This window comes from Pseudoroseomonas cervicalis, from assembly GCF_030818485.1.
In the GTDB taxonomy this organism is placed as follows: domain Bacteria; phylum Pseudomonadota; class Alphaproteobacteria; order Acetobacterales; family Acetobacteraceae; genus Pseudoroseomonas; species Pseudoroseomonas cervicalis_A.
Window position 1 is genome coordinate 2337857 of record NZ_JAUTAJ010000004.1, and the last position, 25263, is coordinate 2363119.

Annotated in this window: 24 protein-coding genes; 5 read left to right on the forward strand and 19 right to left on the reverse strand. The window is 72.8% G+C overall.

Annotated elements, in window-relative coordinates; all coding sequences use genetic code 11:
- Positions 1-107 precede the first annotated feature (107 nt).
- Together QE401_RS14855 and QE401_RS14860 are read right to left on the reverse strand one after the other, a co-directional pair.
- Entirely contained in the window at positions 108-446 is a 339-nt protein-coding gene (locus QE401_RS14855; RefSeq protein WP_307138946.1) for a cupin domain-containing protein, read from the reverse strand.
- On the reverse strand, positions 446-916 hold the full coding sequence (locus QE401_RS14860; protein WP_307138947.1) for a YcgN family cysteine cluster protein: 471 nt from the start codon (positions 914-916) through the stop codon (positions 446-448). Before QE401_RS14860 ends, QE401_RS14855 begins: the two co-directional genes overlap by 1 nt.
- A gap of 62 nt (positions 917-978) precedes the next feature.
- Between QE401_RS14860 and QE401_RS14865 the strand changes: the two genes are divergently transcribed.
- Positions 979-1464: an MmcB family DNA repair protein gene (locus QE401_RS14865; protein ID WP_307138948.1), complete on the forward strand. Its 486-nt coding sequence runs from the start codon at positions 979-981 to the stop codon at positions 1462-1464.
- A gap of 12 nt (positions 1465-1476) precedes the next feature.
- Here QE401_RS14865 and QE401_RS14870 read toward each other — a convergent pair whose 3' ends face one another.
- From QE401_RS14870 to QE401_RS14940, 15 genes are all read right to left on the reverse strand, one after another.
- Complete coding sequence (locus QE401_RS14870; RefSeq protein ID WP_307138949.1) at positions 1477-1833, reverse strand: DUF952 domain-containing protein; 357 nt, start codon at positions 1831-1833, stop codon at positions 1477-1479.
- A 100-nt stretch (positions 1834-1933) separates the two neighbouring features.
- Entirely contained in the window at positions 1934-2380 is a 447-nt protein-coding gene (locus QE401_RS14875; RefSeq protein ID WP_307138950.1) for a cell wall hydrolase, read from the reverse strand.
- A gap of 111 nt (positions 2381-2491) precedes the next feature.
- On the reverse strand, positions 2492-2851 hold the full coding sequence (locus QE401_RS14880; protein WP_307138951.1) for a hypothetical protein: 360 nt from the start codon (positions 2849-2851) through the stop codon (positions 2492-2494).
- A 255-nt stretch (positions 2852-3106) separates the two neighbouring features.
- On the reverse strand, positions 3107-4549 hold the full coding sequence (gene terL / locus QE401_RS14885; protein ID WP_307138952.1) for a phage terminase large subunit: 1443 nt from the start codon (positions 4547-4549) through the stop codon (positions 3107-3109).
- Complete coding sequence (locus QE401_RS14890; protein ID WP_307138953.1) at positions 4527-4871, reverse strand: hypothetical protein; 345 nt, start codon at positions 4869-4871, stop codon at positions 4527-4529. The genes terL and QE401_RS14890 overlap by 23 nt, the downstream gene beginning before the upstream one ends.
- Positions 4868-7150: a phage tail fiber domain-containing protein gene (locus QE401_RS14895; protein ID WP_307138954.1), complete on the reverse strand. Its 2283-nt coding sequence runs from the start codon at positions 7148-7150 to the stop codon at positions 4868-4870. Before QE401_RS14895 ends, QE401_RS14890 begins: the two co-directional genes overlap by 4 nt.
- A gap of 54 nt (positions 7151-7204) precedes the next feature.
- Complete coding sequence (locus QE401_RS14900) at positions 7205-7645, reverse strand: hypothetical protein (RefSeq protein WP_307138955.1); 441 nt, start codon at positions 7643-7645, stop codon at positions 7205-7207.
- Complete coding sequence (locus tag QE401_RS14905; protein WP_307138956.1) at positions 7645-9525, reverse strand: phage tail protein; 1881 nt, start codon at positions 9523-9525, stop codon at positions 7645-7647. The genes QE401_RS14900 and QE401_RS14905 overlap by 1 nt, the downstream gene beginning before the upstream one ends.
- A gap of 3 nt (positions 9526-9528) precedes the next feature.
- On the reverse strand, positions 9529-10098 hold the full coding sequence (locus QE401_RS14910; RefSeq protein WP_307138957.1) for a phage connector family protein: 570 nt from the start codon (positions 10096-10098) through the stop codon (positions 9529-9531).
- Between the two features lie 231 nt (positions 10099-10329).
- Entirely contained in the window at positions 10330-11163 is an 834-nt protein-coding gene (locus QE401_RS14915; protein ID WP_307138958.1) for a phage capsid protein, read from the reverse strand.
- A 197-nt stretch (positions 11164-11360) separates the two neighbouring features.
- Positions 11361-12089 (reverse strand): capsid assembly protein, encoded by a 729-nt coding sequence (locus tag QE401_RS14920; protein WP_307138959.1) that lies wholly within the window; start codon positions 12087-12089, stop codon positions 11361-11363.
- Between the two features lie 7 nt (positions 12090-12096).
- The gene (locus QE401_RS14925) at positions 12097-13521 is read right to left on the reverse strand and encodes a portal protein (RefSeq protein WP_307138960.1); all 1425 of its coding nucleotides are present in this window, start codon (positions 13519-13521) and stop codon (positions 12097-12099) included.
- 4 nt (positions 13522-13525) lie between these two features.
- Complete coding sequence (locus tag QE401_RS14930) at positions 13526-13759, reverse strand: hypothetical protein (protein WP_307138961.1); 234 nt, start codon at positions 13757-13759, stop codon at positions 13526-13528.
- A 145-nt stretch (positions 13760-13904) separates the two neighbouring features.
- Positions 13905-14372 (reverse strand): hypothetical protein, encoded by a 468-nt coding sequence (locus QE401_RS14935; protein ID WP_307138962.1) that lies wholly within the window; start codon positions 14370-14372, stop codon positions 13905-13907.
- Position 14373: 1 nt separating this feature from the next.
- Positions 14374-14817 carry a hypothetical protein gene (locus QE401_RS14940; RefSeq protein ID WP_307138963.1) on the reverse strand — a complete coding sequence of 148 codons (444 nt, stop codon included), beginning with the start codon at positions 14815-14817 and terminating at the stop codon, positions 14374-14376.
- A gap of 126 nt (positions 14818-14943) precedes the next feature.
- Between QE401_RS14940 and QE401_RS14945 the strand changes: the two genes are divergently transcribed.
- On the forward strand, positions 14944-15594 hold the full coding sequence (locus QE401_RS14945) for a S24 family peptidase (protein WP_307138964.1): 651 nt from the start codon (positions 14944-14946) through the stop codon (positions 15592-15594).
- A gap of 327 nt (positions 15595-15921) precedes the next feature.
- Here QE401_RS14945 and QE401_RS14950 read toward each other — a convergent pair whose 3' ends face one another.
- Positions 15922-17886 carry a phosphatidylglycerol lysyltransferase domain-containing protein gene (locus tag QE401_RS14950; protein WP_307138965.1) on the reverse strand — a complete coding sequence of 655 codons (1965 nt, stop codon included), beginning with the start codon at positions 17884-17886 and terminating at the stop codon, positions 15922-15924.
- A complete protein-coding gene (locus tag QE401_RS14955) occupies positions 17883-19541 on the reverse strand; it encodes a lysine--tRNA ligase (protein WP_307138966.1) in 1659 nt (552 codons plus the stop codon). Before QE401_RS14955 ends, QE401_RS14950 begins: the two co-directional genes overlap by 4 nt.
- Before the next feature lie 142 nt (positions 19542-19683).
- Here QE401_RS14955 and QE401_RS14960 point away from each other — a divergent pair, with 142 nt between their 5' ends.
- From QE401_RS14960 to QE401_RS14970, 3 genes are all read left to right on the forward strand, one after another.
- Positions 19684-22572, forward strand: a complete 2889-nt coding sequence (locus tag QE401_RS14960) for an ATP-dependent DNA helicase (protein ID WP_307138967.1) — start codon at positions 19684-19686, stop codon at positions 22570-22572.
- 46 nt (positions 22573-22618) lie between these two features.
- Positions 22619-23041 (forward strand): tellurite resistance TerB family protein, encoded by a 423-nt coding sequence (locus QE401_RS14965; protein ID WP_307138968.1) that lies wholly within the window; start codon positions 22619-22621, stop codon positions 23039-23041.
- A 156-nt stretch (positions 23042-23197) separates the two neighbouring features.
- Complete coding sequence (locus QE401_RS14970) at positions 23198-25261, forward strand: prolyl oligopeptidase family serine peptidase (protein WP_307138969.1); 2064 nt, start codon at positions 23198-23200, stop codon at positions 25259-25261.
- Positions 25262-25263: the final 2 nt, after the last annotated feature.

The window sequence follows — 25263 nt, forward strand, 5'->3', positions numbered from 1 at the left end:
TGCGGATGCGCGGCCGGATTGGCGGAGGGGAACCAGGGAAGCGAATTGCGGCGCCAGCGCTGCCGCCGCGGGCAAGCCATGGCGCCGGGATCCCCGGCGCCGGGGCCTCAGCCGGGCATGCCCTTCAGCTCGACCTCGACAAAGCTGAAGGCGGTGTCGGAGCTGTTCACCACGTTGTGCTCCACCCCCGCCTGGCGGTGATAGGACTGGCCAGCCTTCAGCGTGGCCGCGGCGGTCTCGCCGCCCGGCAGTTCCAGCGTCATGCTGCCATCGGTCAGCGGCACCACCACATAGGCCCAGCCATGCCGATGCCAGCCGGTCTCCGAGCCGGGCGGGAAATCCCAGCGCGTGGCGCGCAGCTCCGGCGTGTCGAGCTGCAGCGTGGCGGTGGCCGGCGGGCGGCAGCGCAGCGGCTCGGGGCCCGGCTTCTGGAACGCGTCGGACATCATCTCTCCTCTCCCGGTGGCGCCGCCGGCCATTCGCCCGGCCAGTCGGCGATGTGGTCCTCAAGGTCGCGCGCCGCGCGCTCGGGGATGGCGCGGCCGCGCACCGAGGCGCCGGCGCGGTGCACGCTCTCCGGATCGCCGGAGCGCAGCGGATGCCATTCGGGCAGGTCCTTGCCCTCGGCCACCAGGCGATAGGCGCAGGAGGGCGGCAGCCAGTCGATGCGGGCCAGGCGCTTCGGCGTCAGCTTGACGCAATCGGGCACATGGTCGCGGCGGTTCGGGTAGTCGCGGCAGCGGCAGCTATGGATGTCGAGCAGCCGGCAGGCGACCTCGGTATGGGCCAGTTCCTCGGTGTCCTCGTCGCGCAGCTTGTGCAGGCAGCAGCGGCCGCAGCCATCGCAGAGGCTTTCCCATTCGGCGCGGCTCATCGCCGCCAGGGTCTTGGTCTTCCAGAAGGGCAGTTCGGCCATCCTCCCATCCTAGGCCCGCCGCGCTTGACGCGGGAGGGAACGGAGAGCGAACATAGGGCCCCATGTCCCTTCTCACCCCCCTCCCCCTCACCCCGCCCGAGCGCACGCTGCGGGTCTGCCGGGCCGCTTCGCGGCTGTGCGGCCGGCTCGGCTGGGCGCCGGTGCTGGAGGTGCCGCTGCCGACCGGACGCCGGCTCGACATCCTGGCGCTGCAGCCGGATGGCGATTTCACCGCGATCGAGGTGAAGAGCTGCGCCCGCGACTTCCAGACCGACGCCAAATGGCACGAATACCGCGACTGGTGCGACCGGCTGTATTTCGCCGTCGATCTCGACTTCCCGCAGGCGCTGCTGCCGGAGGATGCCGGGCTGATCGTCTGCGATGATGGCGAGGCCGCCATCCTGCGCCCGCCCGCCGAGCACCGGCTGGCGGCGGCGCGCCGCAAATCCCTGCTGCTGCGCTATGCAAGGCTGGCGGCCGGGCGGCTGCAGGGGATGCTGGACCCGGCGGGGGCGGCCGAGCTGCGCGCCTCGCTCAAGGTCGAGTAGCGGCCGCGCCCCTCAGGGAATCTCGGGCGGGAAGAGATGCGTGCCGTCCGGCCGCAGCGGCAGCGGCATCGCCCAGGCCACGGCGGTGAGCGGCAGCGGCCCGTAGAGATGCGGGAACAGGCCGGGGCGGGAGCCGCCAGCCGAGCCCTCCCAGCGCAGGGTCACACCGAGATCCGCAGCCCGCGCCGCCACCAGCCAGAGATCGGGCTGGCCGGCGCGGTGCTTGCGCGCGCTCTCGCGCAGCTGGGCCGCGGTCGAGAAATGCAGATAGCCGTCCCGCGCATCCTCGGCGCTGCCGCGATAGGCGCCGGCGGCGCGGGCCTCCTGCCAATCGGCGTCGCGGACCATGGTGTAGATGATGGGCTCCATGGCGCCGGTGTAGCGGAGGCCGCCCCCCGGGCGAAGTCCTTCTTCCGGTTTGCGACGCCCGGGTGGAGGAGCCCAGAGCCGGTAACCCCTTCGGTTGCGCTCAGCGCGCGGCGGGGCCGGCGCGGTAGAAGAGCAGCGTGCCGATCTCCGCCACCGGCACCAGACCGCCGGCCCAGGCGGGCAGTTCCTCCACCCCATGCGCATGGGTGGCGCCGCCGGTCGGGTCCGGCAGGGCGCCGGAGGCGGCGCGCGCGGCGATGCGGCGGCAGATCGCCATGGCCGGGTCGCCCGGCGGGATGGAGAGCATCAGCGCGTGGCGCAGATGGTGGCGATTCCAGCAGGAGAACTGGAAGGGCGCGCGGCAGATCGCCGAGAGGCCCCTGCCCCATTGCGTCATCGCCCCGCTCTCGGCCAGGCGGACGCGGTTCATGATGGTGGCGGCCAGTGCCTCGATGCCACGCACCGGGCGGGTGCCGGCCTCGGCCCAGAGGGTCATGGCCAGCACCTCCTGCGGCGACAGGACGGTGCGGGCAAAGGGAGCGGTCATGGCGGTGCTCATCGCGGTTCGTCTCGTCGGGGGGGGGGGATGGGATGGCAGCCGGGCGCCACCCCGGCGGGGCGCGGGGCGGCGGGTCAGCGAGGCCGGGTCAGGCGCGGCTCAGAGCCGGTCCTCGCCGCGCCAGCCGCGCTGCTGCTGCGCCGATTGCACGGCGGCGGCGGCGGTGGCGGCACGCGTCGCGGCATCGAGCTTCTCCTCGATGCGCAGCAGCTGCCGGCTGAGCCGCTGGTCGACATCGCGGATCAGCGACAGCGGGACGTAGGTGCGGGCCACTTCCAGCTTGAAGGCGGCCAGCTCGTCGCGGGTGCGGGCCAGGGCGTCGCCATCGCAGCCGGGCTCGGGCGGCCGTTCCGGCGGCAGCTGCCGGCGCAGCGCGTGCAGCATCCAGGCGAGGATGGCGAGCATCGGGGCCTGCGCCGCCGTGGCCAGGGTCTGCGGCTCCAGATCGAGCGGATTCATCGGCCCTCCTCGGGCTGGGGGATGGCCCGGCCAGGGCGCCTGCGCGGCGCCGGCCGGACCGGCGGATCGGGGGGTGCGGGGGGCGGCCGGGCCAGGGCGCGGCCACAAAAAAACGGCCGCCCTCGGGGGAGAGGGCGGCCGTTCGGGGAGGTCTTGGGCGCAATTCGCCCGGGGACGTCCCTGTTCTACCAGGGGCCCGCCGGGCGATGCAAACAAAAAGAGAACATCGCCGCCGCGCCAGGCCGGCGGCGAGGCTCAGGGGGCACCGCGCCAGCCCGGCGGGCGGGTGGGCGGTGGCGCGCCGGGCAGCCGCACCGGCTCGGCCGCCAGGCAGCCGGCCAGCGCGTCCAGCGCGTCGTCGCGGGTGCCGGCGGTGTCGGGTTTCCACTCCGCCATCTCCACCGGGAAGGGGGTGCGGAAGACCTGCTCCTGCGCATGCAGCCGGCGCGCCGCCAGCAGCGGATCCAAGGCCGTCAGGATGCGCTGCTGCTTCGGCGTGCGGCTGTGCTGCTCGACCACCGCGCAGGGCGCGCCGGCGCGCGCCATCTCCCGCCGCAGCAAAGCCGGCAGGAAGCGGCCGATGCCATTGGTCTCGACGCGCAGAACGGGCAGCCAGAATTCCCGCGCCAGCGCCGCCACCTGGCGGCATTGCTGCGTCGCCGGGTCGTCGGCCAGATCGGGGTCATGCGTCAGGTAGTGCAGCCGGTGCAGGTAGTGGTTGCCCTCGCCATCGGCATAGGCGATGGCCAGCACGCTGCCATCGCCGCGGCCCGGCCGGCCATAGGCCGGGTCCCAATAGCCGCCGCCCGAGACCATGCGCCGCCCCATCAGGCCGAGCACCGGGCGGCCATGCGCCTCGCGATAGTCGAGCTCGTCGCGGTAGCGGATCAGCAGCCCGGGATTGAGCCGCGCCGCCGCCCCCGCCACCGGGCGCAGCAGCATCTGGCGCGAGAACTGGATCGGCCCGACCCGCTCGCGCAGCCGCGCCACATCCTCGGCCGGAAAGCGCTGCGGCCAGGCGCTGCGGCCGGCGGCGTTGAGCAGCGGCACCACCAGGCGGCGATAGCCGGCGAGCGTCGGCTCCCCCTCCTCCGGCGTGCGGTACAGGCTCTCCGCGCAATGCGGCGTGCCGACATAGAGCAGCGTGCCGCCGGGGGTCAGGATGAACTCGGTCTCCGCCAGGCGCTCGCGCAGCTCGGTGCGCTTGCCGGCGGTGTCGCAATTGCCCGCCACCTCGACATCGTCGCAGATGATGACATCGGCGCGCGCGCCGGTGATGTTGCCGGCCAGGCCCGCGGCCAGCATCGACGGGTCGCGCAGCGCGCCGGCGCGGCGCACGGTGAAGCGGTCCACCGCCCAGGCCTCCGGCACCTCGGGCAGGATGGCGCGGCAGAGCGGATGGCGCTCGACGATGCGGCGCACCGTGCCGACCATCTTGGTGGCCAGCAGATGGTCCGCCGCCAGCACCAGGATGCGCGTCTCCGGCCAGCGGCTGAGCAGCCAGGCGCAATACAGCCCGACCAGCGTCGACTTGCCGCAGCCGCGGAAGGCCATCAGCAGCAGGCGGGTGTCGCCGCCCGCCCGGCGCGCCTCCAGCCAGCGCAGGATGCGGCGATGGACGGGCGGGGTGGAGAGCCCCGCCGCGTCGTTCCAGATCCAGACGAATTCGTTCAGATCAGCCGGAGTCTCCATCGGCATCGGAGTCGCTGTCCTCCCCTTCCTGTTCCGCCGCCCGGCGCAGCGCGCCGCGCGCCTCGCGCAGCAGGGCATCGGCCTGGGCCATGCCCTGCTCCTCCTCCGCGCCGCCGCCCTGGGCGCGGGCCAGCTTCAGCAGCTGCTCCAGATGCGCCAGCGCCGATTTCGCCGCGGCGTGGTGCGCGGCGAAGGCCTTGGCGTCGTCATGCGTGCCCGGGGCCGGGCCCTGGGCCACGAAGCTGCGGTAATCCTCCGCCACCTTCAGCATCGCCGCCGCCAGCTCCTCCCGCGCCGCCTCGGGCAGCGTCTCGGGCGCGCGCCTCATGCCTTCAGCGCCCGCACGCGCACCGTGCCGGCCAGCAGGTCGATCGGGTCGGTGTGCCGGTTCCAGGCGGTGACGGTGACGGTGTTGCTGGCGCCGACATTGGCCAGGAAGACGATGCCCGTGGTCGGCCGGCTGAACGCCGCCTGCACGAAATCGCCCGGCCGCACGCCGGTCAGCGTCACGCCGATCTGCGCCGAACCGCCGGCGGCGATGCTCGGCGGGTCCCAGGCCGTCTCGGCCACCAGCTCGCGCCGGCCGAAGGGCAAATCGGGCTGGCCATAGAGCAGGCGCGGGCCCTGCGACGGGTCGCAATAGAGCCGCAGCGCCCGCACCTCATAGTCGCGCGTCAGCCGCGCCACGCCGATGATGGCGTAGGCGACGCTGTCGGCGACACGGATGGTCTGCAGCCGGGTCAGGCCGCTGTCGGTGTTGTCGGCATTGCCCTGCCACCATTTCGGCGTGTCCGACCAGACCATCGACATGCCCGAGGCGCGCACCAGCGCGCCATTCGCCGGTTCGGTCAGCAGCGTCTTCGCCGCGTCGAAGCACTGCACGATCAGGCGCGGCTCATCGGCATCGGCGACCAGGGCGAATTCCTTGCAATGCCGCGTGTCGACGACGAAGCCGAGGCCGCGCCCGCCGGTCAGCACGACCCCGTCATTGGTCAGGCTGTAGCTGTCCAGGGCCTGGAAGGTGAATTGCGACAGGCTGGTGGGCCCGCCGGAGACATTGGTGGACAGCGCCGCCAGCCGGTCGAAGCCGGTCTCGGTGTCGCTCCAGCGGACGGCGGCGGCGCGCAGATTGGGCACCTCGCCCACCAGCCGCGTCGCCTCCCGGTGGCCGGCCGCCTGGTGCAGGGCGCGCACCACGGAACCGACGCGCGTCGCCGTCGCCGCGTAGTCGATGCCGATATCATAGCCCTGGCTGGCCCAGGCGACCTCGTAGAGATGATCCTGCGCGCCGGCGGTGTGGCGCGCGGCGAAGGGATCGCAGCCCTCCATGCGCATGCCATAGACCATCACCGCGCGGCTGTTCACCTCGATCAGGAAGGGAATGCCGGTGCAGGGGCGGTCGCGCGACTGCAGCTCGAAGGCGGGGCCGAAGAAGACATGGCGGTTGTGCGCGACATAGGCGCCGGGCTCGGCCGAGAAGCGGATGCCGAAGCGGTCCTTGTCCTGGTGCAGCGCCGCGGCCTGCGCGAAATGCCCGCCATAGTAGCGCACCGAGGTGTTCCACGCCCCCGCCGTCTGGGTCCGCACATCGAGGCCGATGCGGTTGTTGACGATGCGGCCCAGCGTGATGTCGCTGTCCTCCACCCCGCGCTCGACGCCCAGCGTCTGGATGCCGATGGTGAAGCCCTCGACCTGGATGACCTCCACCTTGCAGGAATCGAGATTGCGCAGCCGGATGCCGATGTCGCGCTCATCCAGCCAGTCGGAGATGCTGGCGCGCAGCACACGCAGCCCCTGGTACCTCCTGGCCTGGTTGCGCACCGCGGCGCCGTCGCCCAGCGTCAGCGCCGCCTCGCCGCCCGGCCCGGCATAGACGATGCTGCCGCGCATGATCAGCCCGGCCGAGGCGCCGGGCAGGGTCAGCGGCAGGGTGGTGCGGTGGCTGCCCTCGCCGATCTCCAGCAGCTTGCCGCTGGCGGCGGCGGCGTTCATCGCCGCCTGCAGCGCGATGCCGTCATCGGTGACGCCATCGCCCACCGCGCCGAAATCGCGCGCCGTCAGCCGCTCGGCCAGCTTGTCCTCGACGCTGCGCGGGATGGCGCCGGCGAAGGGCGATTGCAGCGTGCCGTCGCGCGGGAAGGCGGTGACATTGCCCAGGCTGTCGAAGCCGAGCACGCGGTTGGCGCGGCCGCCCTTGGCCGGCAGCACCAGGCTGGCCGGCAGGTCGCCCGGATCGGCGCGCACCGCGCCCTCCACCTCCTGGCGCAGCTGCTGCGCGATGGCGGTCTGCCGGTCCAGCTCATCATTCAGCGTGTTGGCGCGCAGCAGGCCGTTGGGCTGGAAATCGCTCAGCCGCTCGACCGGCAGCACGCGCCGCAGCAGCACCTGGCGGCCCGCGGCCGGGGCCGTCGCGAACACCACCGTGCCGCCCTCCGAAGCGCCGGCGCCGGTGACCTGGAAGCCATCCGTCTGCACCACCCCGTCGACGCGCAGCTCGAGATCGGAGATCTCGAAGATCGGGAAGGGATAGATGAAGACGGTCTGCGCGCCATCCGCCGCGTAGTGGACACGCGGCGCGATGTCGCCGATGCGGATATGCTCGGCCATGCGGATCTCTCATGCGGAAGGAGGGAGGGGGTGGCCGGCCCGGCCGGGTGAGGCTTATTCGAGCAGCGAGCGCAGCGCGCCGCCGAAGCTGTTGCCGGCGCGCAGCCAGGTGGTCAGCGAACCGTCGGGGTTCAGCAGCGAGGCGCGGCCGGCGGCCAGCCGCGCGCCATAGGCCTCGCTGCTGCTCTGCTGCGCCTCCGCCGCATCCTGCTGCAGGCCGGTGGCGATCGCCGCCGCCGAGCCCTGGTCGGGGCTGACGCCGGAGGCCGCCAGCCGCGCCCGGGTCGAGGCCAAAGTGCGCTCCAGCCGGTCGGCGCGCTCGCGCGCATCCACCTCCTGCTGCGTCGCGATCTGCTGCTGACGCGCGGCCAGGCTGGCCGCTTCCTGCGCCGCCTGCGCCTTGCTCTGCGCGGCCTGCGCCTGGCCCTGGCGCACCGTGCCGTAGAGCGAGGCCCCGGTGCCGATCAGCGTGGCGATGGGAGCGAGCTGGGCCATCAGTCGGTCATCCTCGTCTCGGTGGTGACGGAAAGCAGGGTGAGCGGCAGCGGCGTGTCGCCCTCGATGCGCCAGAGCGGCAGCATGGTGTCGCGCCGCCAGCCCAGGCCGCGCAGCGTGACATCGCCGGTGAAGACCGGCGGCGCCGCGTCCAGCAGCGCGGTGTCCAGCCTGCGGAACGGCACGGGCTGCGCGCCGCGGCCGAGATCGACGCTGAGGGACGCGGTCTGCAGCAGGCGGAAGGTCGCCGCCACCAGCCGCACCGGCGCCGCGCGCGACCCGCCGGGGGAGAGCAGCTGCGGCGGCAGCGGCTCGATCACATGCGCATAGCCGAGGCCGATCTGCACCGCGGCGGCCGGCGGGTCGATGGTGACGGCGCCGGCCGTGACATTGGCCAGGCCACGCGGCGCGCCATCCGCCACCACCTGCACGCCGCGGCCCTCAAGGTGGCCGAGGCCGCTCCAATGGTCCTGCGGCGCGCCGCTCTCGCCGGTCAGCCCGGCATCGACCGCCAGCGCGGCGTCGAAACGCTCCAGCCGCATCGAGCCGGCGCGCTCGACGGCGCACCAGACGGTGCCGTCGATCTCGGCCAAGGCGCGGAAGGCGCCATCGGTGTCCTGCCGCGTCCAGGCGGTGACCTGCTCGGCGCGGTAGAGGGTCAGCGTTGCCAGCCAGCCGCCTTGCATCGCCACATGCAGCAGCCGCCGCGTCTGGTCATAGGCCATGGAAACAGGCGTCTGCACCAGATGCCGCGCCACCAGCGCCAGGTCGCTCGCCTGATAGGCCTGCTGCACATCGGTATAGGCGTATTCATGCACCGCCTGGCCGGAGCGGGCGACGAAGATGGTGCTGCCATCGACATCGACCGGCGGGATGATGCGCCCGACCGGCGAGCCGATGCGCGTCTGCCGGTGCAGCTGGATCGAGGAGGGCGTCATCGGCTCGCCGGTGACCATCCATTCGGCGCCCGAGGTGAAGACCTGCAGATGCCGCCCCGAGAAGACGGCGCGGATGGCGTTCACCTGGTCCGACAGCAGGCCGAACTCGATCGCCTGGTCGTCGAGGCCGGTGCCCAGGTCGAAATTGAACAGATCGCCCGAGCGCGACAGCCACAGCCGGTTCGGCAAATCGCGCGCGCCGCCGATCACCAGCCGGTCCTGATGGAAGCAGGCGGTGACCGGCCAGCCGCGCACCGCGCTGAAGGCGGCCTCGTCCCAATCCGCGCTGGCCGTGGTGCCGGCGAGCGTCTCTTCCACGCTCGCCGTCGCGCTGGTGGCAGAGGCGACAGCCGTGAGCAGCACGCGTTTGCCGCCCAGGCGGAACCGCACCCCGACATGGCCGGGCTGGAACACCGCCCCATTCGCCGTCAGCGTCACGCTGCCGGTGGTGGCGCTCGCCGCCAGCGTCACGCCGGAATCGGCGAACCGGTAGAAGGGCTCACGCACGAAGCTCCAGGGCGCGAGCGTCCAGCTGGTGTGGCTGCTGCGCGTCAGGCGCTGCGGCACCATGTCGGGATGCAGCAGCAGCAGCGTGTCGGCGCTCTGCGTCCAGGCGATGTTCTCCAGCATCGAGGCGGTCCAGGGCCCGGCCAGGCTCGCCACCTGGACGTCGCCCATGAAGACGCGCAGGCCCTGATGCGTCAGCGCGACCAGATAGGTCTGCTCAGTGTTGAACTCGAAGGCGATCAGCCGCGCGGTGCCGGGCAGCTCTGCCACATGGCGCAGGCCGGGGCGGCGGGTCAGCCCGCCGGTCGGCTGGATGAAGACGTTGCGCAGGCGCCGCGCGCCATTCTCATAGGCGCGCAGATCCCCCCGGCCCAGCAGCTGGTCGCCGAGTTCGCCCGCGGTGAAGCTGGTCTTGGTGCTGCGGCCGGCGGCCATGTCTCAACCCCTCGCGTCGATCAGCGGGAAATCCTCGACCGCGCGCACCGTGTCCTGCTGGCTGTCGACCAGGCGCGCATGGCGCAGCTCGGCCTCGGCCAGGCGGTGCAGCATCTCGGCACGGCTGGTGCTCTCGGTCAGCGGCACGCAGAACTCCGCCGCCAGCCGCGCCACCAAAGCGGAGGCGAAGAAGGGCGGCAGCGCGCTTTCCGCCGGGCGGAACAGATAGGTCAGCACGACACGCGGCGAATCCGTGTGCAGCCGGTTCTCATGGATGCGGTAGAGCAGCCCGCGCCCCCGCCCGCCCCCGCCCGCCGACAGCACCCGCAGGAAATCCGCCGGCAGCTGATAGGCATAGGCGTAGTCGGCATGCGGCACGGCGAGCAGCCGCGGCAGATCCGCCTGGCCCGTCGCGAAGCTCCAGGGATGGGCGGAGAGCAGCGCATCACGCACCGCCGGATAGAGATTGGCCGCCACCTCCGCTTCCGCGGTGCCTTCCTCAAGCGAGGCGACGGGCTGCGCGCCGATCTTCAGCAGCGCGCGCGAGCACAACACAAGCGCCGACAACGCCATTTTCCTATCCTTTCATGCTACCGTTTTTCTTTCGGGCTGCCGCCGTCTCGCGGCCAGGCGGGACGCTGTTTCTGCAGCCGCGCGCTGCCTTCTCGCGCAGCGCGCAGGGGCGCCGGGCGTTGCCACCCGGCGCCCCCGATCAGTGCCGCGCGCGGCGCTGCACCCCCGGGCCGAAGCGCCTGGCCCGCGTGCAGCGCCTCCCGTCCCGGCCCTGACCGGCAGCCGAAAGAATCATTCGGCGCAGCGCATGCGGACGACGCCGGCGGGGTCGATCAGGACGGCGCCCTGGCTCATCATGTTGTTGACGAAGAAGGCGGCGCGGTCGCCATGCCAGGTGATGTCGGTGGTGACTTCCTGGGCAACGGCGTGGCCGATGGCGGTCTTGTGGTAGAAGTAGCAGAAGCGGGTGGCGCCGCTCTTGGTCAGGCCGGAATGCGGCATCCAGGTCGCGCCCAGCCAGCGCTTCACCTGGGTGCCCTTCCAGGGCAGCTCGTCATCGCCGATGTACTGGGTGTTGGCGAATTCCTCGATCTGCAGCAGGTCGCTCCACTGCTTCCAGCCGACGATGGCGAAGCGGTTGCCGTCATCCGGCACGTCGGCGGCGCCCAGCATCTCGAAGGCCAGCAGCACCTTCGCCTTGGTCAGCCCGTCGGTGTCGGTGGTGCCGGCGGCGGTGCCGGTGGCCTCCTCGGTGGCGGTGTCGAGCGCAGCGATCACCAGCTCGTCGGTCTTGCGGCCGAGCGCATAGGCGCCGGCGCTGGCCACCACCTGGCGCTCGTCGATATTGACCTTCAGCTCGTCCAGGCGGTCGATCCACTCGCCGGCGTAGTAGTCCTGCAGGAAGCATTCGACGTTGGAATGGGCGAGGTTCATCACCGGCACGGCGCCGTTGCGCGCCTTCGCCGCCGCGGTGCCGTGGCCCACGATCGGGAAGTTGGTGGAGGCGCCGCGCACGCCGCTCTTGCTGCGCACGGTCGGGCGCAGCTTGGAGCCCTGGCGCTGATAGGCCTCATGCACCTCGGATTCGAACTGCTTGACGAAGACCTGGTCGATGGAAGCGGACATGCCGTGTTCCTTCAGGGAGGGGCGAGGAAAGGGGAGAAGCCGGGCGGGCGCGGTTCCCCGGGGGCGGGCCGCGCCGCCGGCCGCCATGGCACCCGCCAGGGGTTGCGCCATGGCGCGAAACGGCGGCGGCCCCGCGCCTCAGCGGAGGCGCGGGGCCGTGATCAGGCCAGCGGGGCAGGCCAGCGGGGCCGGAGGGATCAGCCCTCGTTCTGGCCGAACAGGCGGCGGAAGCCGTCGGTGACGCGCTTGACGTATTCCGGCTCGCGCGCGCGCCAGTAGCGCGGGTCGCGCATCATCCGGCGCAGCGCCTGCTCGTCGATCGCCTCCGGCGCCTCGGCGCGGCTGGCGAGGTTCGGCTCGGCCTTGCCCATCATGCGGTGCAGCGCCAGCACGCCCTCGGCGGTGGTCGACAGCGCCTCATAGACGGGCTTGGCCAGGTTGGCGCGGCCCCAGGCGGCGATCTGCGGCGCGATGCGCTGGAAGCCCTCGGCGCCGCCGAATTCCTGCTCCAGCCGGGCGCGCTGCTTCTGCGCCTCGTAATCGGCCGCCGCCTCGGCGATCAGCGGCAGCAGCCGCTCCGCCGCCAGGTCGTAGACCAGTTGCACCTGGGCGCAGGTGAAGCCGGCCTCGTGCAGCCGCTGGTTCACCTCCGGATCCGGGCCGCACATCGCGTGCTTCGGCTCGATCGCGTAATCCTCGGGGCTGTCCGGCACGCCGAGGGCGCGGCGGAAGCGCGCGCGCTCCTCCTCCGGCGCATCCTCGGCAGGAGGCGCGAAGCGCTGGGAGAGGCGCTTCTCCAGCTCGCGATAGGATTTCAGCAGGGCATCCACACGGAGCGCCTGCTTCTCCGCATCCCAGAACTTCTCGGGGATGTCCTCGGGGCGGGCCGCATTGTCCGGCGCGGGGTCCAGCAGATTCTCAGCCATGCGGCTGTCACTCCTCGGCGGGGGTCAGGATGCCGGCCGGCGCGGCGAGCGTGCGGGCCAGGTGGCGGGTGGCGGCGGCGAGGTCGACCTGCGCCACCGCCGGCGCGCCGAGCGCCGCCACCGCCTGCAGGAAGAGCAGGGTGTTGGCGGCGTCCGAGCGGCCCTGCACGCGGGCCAGCGGCGAATGGTAGGTCAGGCGGGCCTCGCGCCCGTCCAGCAGCAGCGGCGGCACCTCGCCGCGGCGGCGCAGGATCGAGAGGCAGCGGGCGATCAGCGGCGTCAGCAGCTCCGCCTGCAGCCTTCCATAGGTGGCGCCGAGCAGCCGCGCGGTCTGCGCGCTGCGCTCCAGCACCTCGGTCGCGGTCATGGCGGCGCTGCCGGGCGGGCCCAGCCGGTCGGCCAGGAGCGCCGCGCGGATGCGGCCGCGCAGATCGTCCAGCACCAGCTGGGAGACGTCGAAATTGCCCGGTGCCGCCAGCGGGGTGAGGCCGGAGGAGCCCGGCGCCTTCGGGATGATGGCGCCCGGCACCAGGCGGACCGTCGCCGGGTTCAGCACCCCGTCATCCTCCGCCTGCCAGATGCCGGTGGCGGCGATGGAGGCGTTCTTCAGCACCAGCTCCACCACCTTGTTGGCGGTGCGGATGTCGGGCAGCGCCTTCATCACCGGGCCGCGGCCATAGGCCTCGCCCGGCGCCTTCAGCCAGCGGAAGGCGATGAAGGGGCTGTCCTGGAAGCGCCCGGCGGCCAGCGGCAGGGCGCGGCCATCCTGCTCCAGCACGGCGAGATAGGCGCTGCCGCCGCGCTCCGGCCAGACCGCCTCCACCACACGGTGGCGCGGCGCCTCCTGGCTGTCGCTGCCGGCGCCGAGGCCGGGCGGCAGCACGGCGCCCGGATAGCGCGCGGCGATCGCCGCCGCCTCCAGCGCCATGGCGCGGTAGACGGTGTCGAGCCGGCCGCTCTCGCCCTCCTCCAGCACCGCCTCGCGCAGCGGCACGGCGGTGAAGCGCAACGCGGAGAGCGCGCCGGGCGGCGCCTCCTCCACCAGCAGCACGCCGGTGCCGGCGACCACCAGGTCGAGGAAGGCCTGATGCATCTCGACGGCGAAGTTGGAGCGGTCGAGATGCCCCTGCAGCGTCTCCGCCGCCTCCTCCAGCGCGGCGGCGGCGGCGGTGCCGTCGGGTCCCTCCGCCACGGCGCGGGAGGGGGCGAGGCCGAACCAGCGCGACCAGGGCGGCGTCAGCTCGGCCAGCAGGGAGGCGGCCAGCTGCTCGGCCGCGTCGGGCGCGGTCGCGTCATACAGCATGGCGCCGCCGCTGCCCGGCGTCTGCGCCAGGACATGGTCGTAGCATTCCTGCCAGACGCCCTCCCAGGGGCGGCGCCGGGCCAGCGCCGCCTGGTATCGCGGCAGGATGGTCTCGGGGGTCAGGCGCATGCGCTCACTCCCCGAGCAGGGTCTTGCGCGCCCCGGCCAGGCCGGGCGGCAGCGGCTCCAGCACGCCGCGGGCGGAGGTCGCGATGGTGCCGGCCAGCCCGCGGCGGGAACGCTCCTGGCTGTCCAGCCGGGCGGTCTGGGCGACCGCCTCCGGGCTGGGGGCGGGGCTGGCAGAGGTGGTGGGGACCGGCTCGGTCCTGACGACCACCGGCTTCGGGGCACGGAACAGGCCACCCATGCGCGTGCGGGCTCCTCTGCGTTGGCGGCGGGAAGCGATCGCGCAAAAGCCGCGCGGCCCGCCGGAGGGGGTCCGGCGGGCCGCGCGCAGGTGCGGGATCGGGAGGATGCCGCCGGGCGCAATTCGCCCGGTGACGGGGCTTGTCTTACGCCTCGGCGAACCCCGCGTCAATGATTTTATTCCTATCGGCGGAAATTTTCTCCAACCGACGGTAGAGGCCGTGCGGCGTCAGCGCGAAGGGCGCCGCCTCCCCCAGCAGGGCGCGGCAGACGCTGACGCAGGAATAGGGTGAGAATTCCGGCCGCCAGGAGCAGACCGGCGGCCCGGGCAGGAAGGGGCCGAGCAGGGTCAGCCCGGCGCGGCGGTAGAAGCCCGGCAGGTCGAAGCCCTCGACCAGCTCGGGCCGCGCCACCAGCAGCCGGCCGGAGAGCGGCTCCACCACCGTCCAGCCGCGCGCATCCTCGACCACCGCGAAGCAGTGGCGGAAGCCGGGGCGCAGCAGCCGCAGCCAGAGCCGGTCGGCGCGGCCGCCGAAGCCGATCCAGACGCGCTGCGCCCCCTCCTCCAGCTGGTGGCGGGACGCAATGCGGGGCGCGAGGCGCGGCGGGGCCATGTCACGCCCGCCCATCACGACCCATGGGCCAGGGCAGCAGCTCCGCCCCTGCCGGCGCGCGCAGCGCCGGGCCGGCGACGATGCCCTTGTTGCGCAGCGGCCAGTCGAGCCGCGACAGCGCCTCGCTCCACAGCCGCCAATCGCCGCGCTCGGCCGGGTAGCGCGGGTCGGGCGCCTGGCCGCGCTCGCCCCAGAGGCGCAGGATGCGGGCATGCTGCAGATCGACCCGCCGCTGGCGGTAGAGGCGGTCGAGGCATTTCACCACATCGTCGGGCTCGCAGGGGCGCTGGGTGCGGCCGGCGCCGGCGACGATTCGCGCCCCCTCCCGCCGCGCCACCAGCGCGGCCATGGTCCAGAGCCAGGCCTCCTCGGCACTCTGGAAGGGTTCGGCCTTGGCGAGGGACGCGAGGACGGGGGCCGTGTTGGCGCGGGGGGCGGCTGGCATGGGCTATTCTCCTCGCCTGTGAGTTGATTACCCCTTAATCCTTGCTCGGGCGCATTCTAGGCGTCAACACCTATGTGTGATGATCTTCCTATTGTGTTCGGACCAAGAACCTAGGATCATCCACCCATGCGTCACGACGACATCTGGCGGGCGGTCGATGCCCTGGCGGCCGAGCACGGGCTCTCCCCCTCGGGCCTCGCCCGCAAGGCCGGGCTCGACCCCACCGCCTTCAACCCCTCCAAACGCGTCGGCGCCGATGGGCGGGCGCGCTGGCCCTCCACCGAATCGGTCGCCAAGATCCTGGCCGCCACCGGCACCGACATGGAAAGCTTCGCCGCCCTGGTCACCGGCGTGGCCTCGGCGCTGAACCGCGGCCCGCGCACCATGCCCGGCCGGCGCATCCCGCTGATCGGCCTGGCCCAGGCCGGCGGCGAAGGCTATTTCGGCGATGGCGGCTACCCCGTCGGCGCCGGCTGGGACGAGATCTCCACCCCCGAACTCTCCGACCCCAACGCCTATGCCCTGGAGATCTCCGGCGACAGCATGGAGCCGGTGTTCCGCGACGGCGACATCATCATCGTCTCGCCCAACGCCCCGGTGCGCCGCGGCGACCGCGTCGTGGTCCGCACCCTGAAGGGCGAGGTCATGGCCAAGGAACTGCTCCGCCAATCCGCCCGCCGCATCGAGCTCGCCAGCCTCAACCCCGCCCATCCCGGCTACAGCTTCGACCTCACCGAGATCGCCTGGATCCACCGCATCCTCTGGGCCAGCCAATAGTTTTTTCGGGCTGCCGCCGTCTGGTTTTGAAGCGGGACTCTTTTCGGGCTGCCGCCGTCTTGTTTGGAGGCGGGACGCTGTTTCGGGCTGCCACTGCCGGGTGGGGCCCGGGCCGGGTCGGCTGCGGCCGGGTGGTGCGGTGAACCGCATCGTCACGCGCCGCACCGCCGGAAAGCCTCCGCCTCCTGCGGGCTGAATGCGCCGGAACCCGCCCGGACGACCACCCTCGCCCCTGGAGCCGGCCGCCCTGCCCGGTCGCCCCCCCCTCCCGGCGCTGTTCGGCCTCTGTCGACCGAGGCGGCGGGGACCGGAAAGCGGCCCTGCCCCTCAGCCCTCGCGCGGCGTCTCCGCATCGGCCGGGGCGGGCAGGCGCGGATCGGCCAGCCGCTCCAGCAGCGCCTCGGGGTCGGCGCCGGCGGGCAGCGCCAGATAGGTGCCGTCGCCCAGCGGATGGCTGGCCAGCCCGGTATCCTCATAGAGCCGCAGCAAGGACGGCCCCACCCGGTAAAAGGCATGGCCGACGCCGTTGCGCTCGCACAGATCGCGGAAGCGCCACAGCACCGCCAGCTGCCCGGCCTTGTCCCCGGCCGGATCGCCCAGCCCGACCCAGACATCCTCGAGCTTCAGGAAGGCCAGCCCGGCATTGGCGCCGCCATCGGTGAACAGCGCGCCATCCGCCCGGGCCGGCACCCGCCCGCCCAGCGCCGAGAGGCGGCTGCGGGCAACCATGTCATACTCCGCCGGGCGCAGCCGCGCCGGGCGCAGCAGCCGCAGCGCCGCCACCAGCAGCAGCACGCCGCACAGCCCCACCGCGAAGCGCAGCGTGTGCGGCGTCTCGGCCAGGAAGGGCACCGCCCACCAGGGCTCCTCCGCCACCGGCTCGCGCCAGGCGATGCGCGCCAGGGTCAGCGCCGCCCCCAGCGTCACCACCAGCGGCAGCAGCGTGGCGGCCGAGAGCGGCTCCCCGGTCACCCGCGCATCGCGGTAGAAGGCGGTGCGGATGCAGGCGAGCAGCCCGGACAGCGCGATGAAGCCGCCGGAGATGAACCAGGGCTCGCCGCGCAGCAGTGCCACCACGCCGCCCAGCAGCAGCAGCACGATGCCGCTGGCCCAGGCGATGCGCAGCCGCCGCAGCATGCCATAGGCCGCCACCAGCAGCAGCGAGCCGATCAGCGAGGCGGCGAAATGGCTGGCCAGCGCCGCCCATTCCCCGGCCCAGAGGGCGAGGCGCGAGCCGCGCGCCGGCAGCGCGCCGATGAACAGCAGCGCCGCGCCGGCGATGCCGGACAGCCCGGCCAGCACCGGCCCCTCCAGCGAATCCGCCACCCGCGTCTCCGGCCCGATGCGGCTGAGCAGGTGCCGGCGCTGGTTCAGCTCGAAGCCGGCGAACAGCGCTCCGGCCAGGAAGAGCGGGATGATGTAGTAGTAGAAGCGGAACAGCAGCAGCGCGCTGATCACCTCAGGCGCCGCGATATAGGGCTGCAGCCCGACCAGGATCGCCGTGTCGAACACGCCGAGCCCACCCGGCACATTTGCAGCCAGCCCCGCCGTATAGGCCGCCAGATACAGGCCGATGAAGCGGACGAAGCTGAGCCCCTCCGCCGGTGGCAGCAGGGCGTAGAAGATCATCGCGGTGACCGCGACATCGACCGCCGCCAGCGCCGTCTGGGCGCAGGCCATGCGGAAACCCGGCAGGTCGATGCGGTGGCCGAAGGCGTGGAAATGCGGCAGGAAGCGCGACAGCAGCAGGTAGCTGGCCACCACGCCGAGCAGCGCCACGCCGATCAGCTGCATGGTCCAGTGCGGCGTGTGCGCGCCGATCCAGGGCACCACCTCGGGCTCCAGGATCAGCACCAGCCCGCCCAGCGCCATGCCGCCCAGGCCGAAGGTCAGGCTGGTGAAGGCGATGACCTTGGCGATCTCGCCCGGCGTCAGCCCCCAGGCGGCATAGAAGCGGTAGCGCACCGCGGCGCCGGAGACGGCGGCGAAGCCCAGATTATGCGCCAGCGTATAGGCGCAGAAGGAGGCCAGCGAGGTGCGGAGATAGCTGACCGGCTTGCCGGCATAGACCGAGCCCAGCCGGTCATAGATGGTCAGCACCCCATAGGCGAGCAGCGTCCACCCAGCCGCCACCCACAGCGCATGGGAGGGCATGTTGCCCAGCGCCCGGCGGATCTCGGCCAGCGAGAGGTGGCGGAACTCCCGCTGCACCACATAGACGGCGCCCGCCAGCAGCAGCAGGCCGAACACCGTCGGCCCATGCCGCCGCAGCGCCGTGAGGACGGCTTTCACGCCGCCGGGCTCTCCGCCGCGGCCGCGCCCGGGGGCGCCGCAGCGGCCGGCCGCGCCAGCGCTTCCTCGATCAGGCGGATCGTCTCCTCCACGCCATAGGCGGCGGCCAGGCTGCCGAAGCGCGGCCCCTGATCGGCGCCGACCAGCACCTGGTAGAGCGCGTTGAACCAGCCGCGCGCCACACCCGGGGAGCCGTCTTTCATCACCTGGATGAAGGGCTCGCGCCGGCCGGCGTCATAGACATCGACCTGGATGCGCTCGGCCTGGGGCAGGCCCGGCGGCAGCGCCTCGATCTCTTCCCTGTGCGCGCGCAGCAGGTCGATCAGCGCCTGGAAGCAGGGGCGCTCCTCGGCGGTCGGGGCGCGCGGCGTCAGCGTCGGCAGGATGAAGTCGCGCGAATAGGCAACCGCGTATTCCACCAGCTGGCCCAGCAGCGGCTGGTTCTCGGGCGTCGCGCCGGGGGCGTAGTTGCGGACGAATTTCCACAGCCGCTCCGGCGTATCGGCGGCCGAGACGGTGGCCAGGTTCATCAGCATGCCGAAGGTCAGCGGCGGCTCGGGCGTGTTCGGCGCCTCGCCGCCATGGATGTGCCAGTCGGGATTGGCCGGGTCGGGATTGGCCCGCAGCTTCTCCCGCTGCTGCAGATACTCATCCGTCGCGCGGGGAATGACGTCGAAATGCAGCCGCTTGGCCCGGCCCGGCTGCTGATACATGAAATAGGCCAGGCTCTCGGGCGGGGCGTAGCGCAGCCATTCCTCGATGGTCAGGCCATTGCCCTTGGACTTGCTGATCTTCTGGCCCTGGGAGTCGAGGAACAGCTCATAGGTCATGCTGACCGGCGGCTCCGCCCCCAGCACCCGGCAGATCGCCGAGGAGAGCTTGACGCTGTCGATCAGGTCCTTGCCCGACATCTCGTAATCGACGCCAAGGGCATACCAGCGCATGGCCCAGTCGGCCTTCCACTGCGCCTTCACATGGCCGCCGGTCACCGGGCTCTCGAAGCGCTCGCCGCTTTCCGGGTCGCGCCACACCACGGTGCCGTCCTGCGGCCTGACCTCCTCCATCGGCACCTGCATCACCACCCCGGTCTTCGGGTGCACCGGCAGGAAGGGGGAGTAGGTGGCGCGGCGGTCCGGGCCGAGGGTCGGCAGGATCACCTGCCGGACCTCCTCATGGCATTGCAGCATGCGCAGCAGCGCGGCGTCGAAGCGGCCGGACTTGTAGTAGTCGGTGGCGGAGGCGAATTCGTATTCGAAGCCGAAGGCGTCGAGGAAGGCGCGCAGCCGGGCATTGTTGTGGTGCCCGAAGCTCTCATGCGTGCCGAAGGGGTCGGGGATGGCGGTCAGCGACTTGCCCAGATGCGGCCGCAGCAGCTCGCCATTCGGGATGTTGTCCGGGATCTTGCGCAGCCCGTCCATGTCGTCCGAGAAGGCGACGAGGCGCGCCGGCAGGCCGGTCAGCCGCTCGAAGGCGCGCTTGACCCAGGTGGTGCGCGCCACCTCGCCGAAGGTGCCGATATGCGGCAGGCCCGAGGGGCCGTAGCCCGTCTCGAACAGCGCCGCCGGTTTCCCCGCCGCCTGGATGCGATCGGCGACCTTGGCGGCTTCCTCGAAGGGCCAGGCCTTGACGGTACGGAGGGAGGGATCGGCGCTCATGCCCGCCCCATGCCAGCGCGGCGGGTCCCGGTCAACGCGCTCTCCAAGCGTGGCAGCCCTCCTTTGCTTGCGGTGCCATCATCTTTTGGAAAAGCCCCGGCCGATCCTGGCCTTGTTCGCCTTTTGCCCCTAGGTTCCGCCGGTGTCCCCCGCCCAAGGGCCCGCCAGCGCCCTCCCCCCCCGCCTGTTGCTGCCGGACGCGCCGGCCCTCGTCGCCCCCGCCCCGGGCCGCGCCGCGCTGCTGACGCCGGATGGCGAGCTGTTCACCCCCCGCCCGGCCGAGCTGCCGCGGCTGCTGCGGGAATTCGGCCCGCCGATCCTGGTGCACGCGCCGGCGGTGGCGAAGCGGCTGAACCTGCCCGGCCTGCAAGGCGCCTGGGACCTGCTGGAGCTGTTCGCCTTCTGCCTGCCGGCCCAGCCCGCCCCGCCCACGCCGCGCGGCCTGGCGCTGGCCCTCGACATGGCCCCGCCCGAGGATGCCGAGAGCGCCGCCGCCCTGCTGCCGGAGATCGCCACCGAGCTGCTGCGCCGCCTGGCCCGCGCCCGCTCCGCGCCACTGAACAAGGATGCCGGGGCGCTGGCCGCGCGCATGGCGCAGGCGGCGGATTGGGCCTGGACCCCCTCGGTGCTGGCGGCCCTCGGCCTGCCATCCGCCCGCCCCTCCCAGGACGCGCTGAAGGTGTGGCGCGCCTTGCCGGAATGGGAGGAGGAGGCGCCGCCCCCGCCCCCCGCCAGCCACGCCGTCACGCCGACCGAGGCGCGCACCCGCCTGGCCGAGATCCTGGGCGATGGGGCGGAGCAGCGCCCCTCCCAGGCGGATTTCGCCTCCGCCGCCAGCCTGGCCTTCACCCCGCGCGAGACCCCGGGCGAGCCCCGGCTGGTGCTGGCCGAGGCCGGGACGGGCACCGGCAAGACGCTGGGCTATGTGGCGCCGGCCAGCCTCTGGGCCGAGCGCAATGGCGCCCCCGTCTGGATCGCCACCTACACCCGCAATCTGCAGCGCCAGCTCGACCAGGAGCTGGCCCGGCTTTACCCGGACCCCGAGGACCGGCGGAAGCGGGTCGTCATCCGCAAGGGCCGCGAGAATTATCTCTGCTTGCTGAACTATGACGAGGCGGTGACCGGCGCCATGCCGGCGCGGCTGGTGGCGCTCGGCCTGGTGGCGCGCTGGGCGCTGGCGACGCGGGATGGCGATCTGCTGGGCGGCGATTTCCCCGGCTGGCTGATGGAGCTGTTCCCGAGCGGCGCCATCTCGCTCCTCGCCGACCGGCGGGGGGAGTGCATCCACTCCGCCTGCCCGCACTGGAAGCGCTGCTATGTGGAGCATTCCATCCGCCGCGCGGCGGGCGCGCATCTGGTGGTGGCCAACCATGCGCTGGTGATGGTGCAGGCGGCGCTCGGCGGCGGCGAGGACGGGCCGGCGCTGCGCTATGTCTTCGATGAGGGCCACCATCTGTTCGACGCCGCCGATGGCGCCTTCTCGGCCGAGCTGTCAGGCGCCGAGATGGCCGAGCTGCGCCGCTGGCTGCTTGGCAATGAGGGCGGCCGCGGACGGGCGCGCGGCCTGCGCCGGCGGCTGGAGGAAATGCTGGCCGAGCACCCGGCGCTGGTGCCGCCGCTGGAGCTGATCGAGCATGCGGCGCGCGCCCTGCCCTCCCCCGGCTGGTGGGACCGCTGGGCCGCCCTGCCGGAGGAGGATGCCGAGCGCGCCGAGGACCGCGACGAGCTGCCCGAGGATCCGCGCGGCCCTGCCCTGCCCGCCGCCCCCGGCATCCCGCGCCCGCGCCCCTTCCAGGACAGCGTCCCGGCCGAGGATTTCCTGCGCGCCGTGCGCGCCCAGGTGCTGGCCCGCACCGCCGAGGGCGACCCGCTCTACGACGCCGAATGCGATTTGCACCCGCTCCTGGACGACATGACCCCGGCCGCCGTGGCGCTGGAGGTGGCGCTGGAGCGGCTGCGCGACCCGCTGAAGCATTTGGCCTCGCTGCTCACCACCCTGCTGGAGGACCCCGAGCAGGAGCTGGAGACCGGGGTGCGCATCCGGCTGGAAACCGCCAGCCGCAGCATCGAGCGCCGGGCGCTGATGCCGCTCGCCGCCTGGCTGTCCATGCTGCGCCGCCTGCATGAGGAGCCGGCCGAACCCGGCCAGCGCCCCACCTATGTGGACTGGCTGGCGCTGACACGGCGCGAGGGGCGCGACATCGATGCGGGGCTGCACCGCCACTGGCTGGACCCGACCATGCCCTTCGCGACGCAGGTGGCGGCGCCGGCGCATGGCGTGCTGATCGCCTCCGCCACGCTGCGCGACGCGGCGCGGAAGGACCCCGATGCCGCCTGGCGGGAGGCCGAGGCCCGCACCGGCGTGCAGCACCTGCCGGCGCTCGCCGTTCGCGCCGCCCTGCCCTCCCCCTTCGACTATGCCGCCAACACCCGCGCCTTCATCATCGACGACATGAACCGCGACAGCCCGGGCCAGGTGGCGGCGGCGATGCAGCAGCTCTTCCTGGCGGCGGGCGGCGGCGGGCTCGGCCTGTTCACCGCCATCCGGCGGCTGCGCGACGTGCATGCGCGCATCGCGCCGGCGCTCGCCGAGGCCGGGCTGCCGCTCTACGCCCAGCATGTCGACGCCATGGACAGCGCCACCCTGGTCGACATCTTCCGCGCCGAGGAGGACTCTTGTCTGCTCGGCACCGATGCCTTGCGCGATGGCGTCGACGTGCCCGGCCGGGCGCTCAGGCTGCTGGTGTTCGACCGGGTGCCCTGGCCGCGCCCCTCCATCCTGCACCGGGAGCGGCGCATTCATCTCTCCGGCGGGCGGCCCGGCCTGTATGATGACGCCATCGCCCGGCACCGGCTGCGCCAGGCCTTCGGCCGGCTGATCCGCCGCGCCGATGATCGCGGCGTCTTCGTGCTGCTGGACCCGCGCACGCCCTCCCGCCTGCTGGCCGGGCTGCCGGAGGGGGTGGCGCCGCAACGGCTCGGCCTGGCCGATGCGGTGCGGGAGACAACCGCCTTCCTGGCGGGGCGTTGAACCGCGACGGCCGAGGCGGTACCGCTTGGCCAGGAAGGATGATCCGATGCCGCACACCAAGATCCGCTTCACGGCCCAGGAGGCGCTGATCTGCGCCATGGTGCTGATGTCCGCCGCCGACCGCGCCATGTCGGATGCCGAGCTGGCGATGATGTCCCGCCTGGTGCAGGAGCTGCCGGTGTTCTCGGATTTCCATCCGCAGGAGATCGAGGCGGTGACCGAGACCTGCCTGCGCCTGCTGGAGCAGGCCGATGGCCTGGACCGCGCCTGCGAGCTGATCCGCGACGCCCTGCCGCCGCGCCTGCGCGAGACCGCCTATCTGCTGGCCTGCGAGGTCGCCGCCGCCGATGGCGATGCGACGCAGGAGGAGCTGCGCTTCCTGCAGGATTTCCGCATCACCATGGATATCGACCGTTTGATCGCCGGCGCCATCGAACGCGCCGCCAAAGCCCGCTACCAGATCGTTTAGTTTTCGGGCTGCCGCCGTCTGGTGGGGAGGCGGGACGCGGCGGTGGAAGCGGGGCGGCGGTGGCCAGGGGGTGAGACGCCGGCACCGCCGGGCCGGAGCGCCCTCGTCCCCGTGCAGCCCTTCCCGTCGCGGCCCTGACCGGTAGAAGGAAGAAAAATGCAGCCGACGCTGGAGAAGCCGGACGAGGATCCCTTCCTGTGGCTGGAGGAGATCGAGGGCGAGCGGGCGCTGGAATGGGTGGCGGAGCAGAATGCCCGCACCCTGGCGGCGCTGGAGAGCCCGGGGCTGGAGGCTGATCGCACGGCGCTGAAGGCGGCGCTGGACCGCCCCGGCAAGCTGCCGCATGTGACGCGGCGCGGGCCGCATCTGTTCAATTTCTGGAAGGATGCGGCGCATCCGCGCGGCCTGTGGCGCCGCACCACCCTCGACTCCTTCCGCAGCGAGACGCCGGAGTGGGAGGTGCTGCTCGACCTCGACGCGCTGGCGGCGGCGGAGGGGGAGGACTGGATCTGGGCCGGCGCCGCCACCCTGCCCGGCCAGCATGACCTGGCCCTGCTGCGCCTGTCGCGCGGCGGCAGCGATGCGGCGGTGCTGCGCGAATTCGACATCCCCTCGCGCCGCTTCGTGGAGGGCGGCTTCACCCTGCCCGAGGCCAAGGGCGGCGCCGCCTGGCTGGACCGCGACACGCTGCTGCTCTCCGCCGCTTATGGCGAGGGGCATGTCACCGGCTCCGGCTATGCGCGCACGGTGCGGCTCTGGCCGCGCGGCACGCCGCCGCTGGAGGCGACCACCCTGTTCGAGGTGCCCGAGGCCAGCATGATGGCCTGGGGCGGGGTCGAGCATGAAGAGGGCCGCGAGACCCTGCTCTTCATCGACCGCACCGGCATGTTCGACGGCACGGTGTGGCTGGGCGACCGCAGCGGGGCCAAGACCCGCGTGCCCCTGCCGAGCGACGCGCATTATGTCTGGCAGCGCGGCCATCTGGCGGTGAAGCCGCGCACCCCCTGGGTGGTGGAGGGCCGCAGCTACGACACCGATCTGCTGCTCGGCCTGTCGCTGGAGGATCTGCTGGCCGGGCGCGTCGCGCCGCAGATCCTGTTCACGCCGCAGCCGCGCCTGTCGCTGCAGGGCTTCTTCTGGTGCGAGGGGCGGCTGGTGGTGTCGATCCTCGACAATCTCGCCCCGGTCTACCGGATCTTCACCCCGGGCCCCGGCGCCTGGGCCAGCGAGGATCTGCCCGGCCTGCCGCGGATCGGCGTGGTCGATCTCGGCCCGCTGGATGCCGAGATCGAGGAATCCGACGGCACGCTGCTGGTGATGGCGCAGGACCCGGTGACGCCGCCGCAGCTGCTGCTGGCCAGCGCCACGCGCCCGGCCGCGCCGGCGCTGCTGAAATCCTCCAGCCCCAGCTTCGACGCCACCGGCCTGACCGTGTCGCGGCATGAGGCGATCTCCACCGATGGGGAGCGCATCCCCTATGTGCAGATCGGCCCCCTGGACGAGAGCGGCCAGGCGCCGGTGCACATGACCGCCTATGGCGGCTTCCAGATCCCCTGCCTGCCCTATTACTCGGCCAGCACCGGGCGGCTCTGGCTGCAGAAGGGCGGCACGGCGGTGATCGGCCAGATCCGTGGCGGCGGCGAGTTCGGCACCGCCTGGCACGAGGCCGGGCGCGGCGCGAGGAAGCGGCAGAGCCATGATGATTTCGCCGCCATCGCGCAGGATCTGGTGCGGCGCGGGGTGACGGTGCCGGGCCGCATCGCCGCCGAGGGCGGCTCGAATGGCGGGCTGCTGATCGCCAATATGCTGACCCGCTATCCGGAGCGCTTCGGCGCGCTGTTCTGCACCATCCCGCTGATCGACATGCGCCGCTACACCAAGCTGTTGGCGGGGGCGAGCTGGATCGCCGAATATGGCGACCCGGACAAGCCGGAGGATTGGGCCTTCATCCGCCATTTCTCCGCCTATCAGGCGGTGGAGCCGGGCCGGTCCTACCCGCCCATCCTGCTGGCGACGACGCGGCGCGACGACCGGGTGCATCCCGGCCATGCCCGCAAAATGGCCGCCCGGCTGCAGGAGATGGGCTATGAGGCCTGGCTCTACGAGCCCGAGGCCGGCGGCCATGGCTATGGCAAGGACAATGCGGAGGTGGCGCGCTTCGCCTCGCTCGGCGCCGCCTTCCTGCGCCGCGCCATCGGCTGGGAGCCGGAGGCGGGCTGAGG

Excerpts from the sequence above, each read along its gene's own strand:
- QE401_RS14870 (WP_307138949.1), bottom strand. The coding sequence starts at position 1,833 with ATGGAGCCCATCATCTACACCATGGTCCGCGACGCCGATTGGCAGGAG.
- QE401_RS14915 (WP_307138958.1), bottom strand. The coding sequence starts at position 11,163 with ATGTCCGCTTCCATCGACCAGGTCTTCGTCAAGCAGTTCGAATCCGAG.
- QE401_RS14955 (WP_307138966.1), bottom strand. The coding sequence starts at position 19,541 with ATGAGCGCCGATCCCTCCCTCCGTACCGTCAAGGCCTGGCCCTTCGAG.
- QE401_RS14900 (WP_307138955.1), bottom strand. The coding sequence starts at position 7,645 with ATGGCCCAGCTCGCTCCCATCGCCACGCTGATCGGCACCGGGGCCTCG.
- QE401_RS14855 (WP_307138946.1), bottom strand. The coding sequence starts at position 446 with ATGTCCGACGCGTTCCAGAAGCCGGGCCCCGAGCCGCTGCGCTGCCGC.
- QE401_RS14895 (WP_307138954.1), bottom strand. The coding sequence starts at position 7,150 with ATGGCCGAGCATATCCGCATCGGCGACATCGCGCCGCGTGTCCACTAC.
- QE401_RS14935 (WP_307138962.1), bottom strand. The coding sequence starts at position 14,372 with ATGGCCCCGCCGCGCCTCGCGCCCCGCATTGCGTCCCGCCACCAGCTG.
- QE401_RS14920 (WP_307138959.1), bottom strand. The coding sequence starts at position 12,089 with ATGGCTGAGAATCTGCTGGACCCCGCGCCGGACAATGCGGCCCGCCCC.
- QE401_RS14890 (WP_307138953.1), bottom strand. The coding sequence starts at position 4,871 with ATGAGGCGCGCGCCCGAGACGCTGCCCGAGGCGGCGCGGGAGGAGCTG.
- QE401_RS14860 (WP_307138947.1), bottom strand. The coding sequence starts at position 916 with ATGGCCGAACTGCCCTTCTGGAAGACCAAGACCCTGGCGGCGATGAGC.
- QE401_RS14940 (WP_307138963.1), bottom strand. The coding sequence starts at position 14,817 with ATGCCAGCCGCCCCCCGCGCCAACACGGCCCCCGTCCTCGCGTCCCTC.
- QE401_RS14880 (WP_307138951.1), bottom strand. The coding sequence starts at position 2,851 with ATGAATCCGCTCGATCTGGAGCCGCAGACCCTGGCCACGGCGGCGCAG.
- QE401_RS14875 (WP_307138950.1), bottom strand. The coding sequence starts at position 2,380 with ATGACCGCTCCCTTTGCCCGCACCGTCCTGTCGCCGCAGGAGGTGCTG.
- QE401_RS14925 (WP_307138960.1), bottom strand. The coding sequence starts at position 13,521 with ATGCGCCTGACCCCCGAGACCATCCTGCCGCGATACCAGGCGGCGCTG.
- QE401_RS14865 (WP_307138948.1), top strand. The coding sequence starts at position 979 with ATGTCCCTTCTCACCCCCCTCCCCCTCACCCCGCCCGAGCGCACGCTG.
- QE401_RS14910 (WP_307138957.1), bottom strand. The coding sequence starts at position 10,098 with ATGGCGTTGTCGGCGCTTGTGTTGTGCTCGCGCGCGCTGCTGAAGATC.
- QE401_RS14970 (WP_307138969.1), top strand. The coding sequence starts at position 23,198 with ATGCAGCCGACGCTGGAGAAGCCGGACGAGGATCCCTTCCTGTGGCTG.
- QE401_RS14905 (WP_307138956.1), bottom strand. The coding sequence starts at position 9,525 with ATGGCCGCCGGCCGCAGCACCAAGACCAGCTTCACCGCGGGCGAACTC.
- QE401_RS14930 (WP_307138961.1), bottom strand. The coding sequence starts at position 13,759 with ATGGGTGGCCTGTTCCGTGCCCCGAAGCCGGTGGTCGTCAGGACCGAG.
- QE401_RS14945 (WP_307138964.1), top strand. The coding sequence starts at position 14,944 with ATGCGTCACGACGACATCTGGCGGGCGGTCGATGCCCTGGCGGCCGAG.
- QE401_RS14965 (WP_307138968.1), top strand. The coding sequence starts at position 22,619 with ATGCCGCACACCAAGATCCGCTTCACGGCCCAGGAGGCGCTGATCTGC.
- terL (WP_307138952.1), bottom strand. The coding sequence starts at position 4,549 with ATGCCGATGGAGACTCCGGCTGATCTGAACGAATTCGTCTGGATCTGG.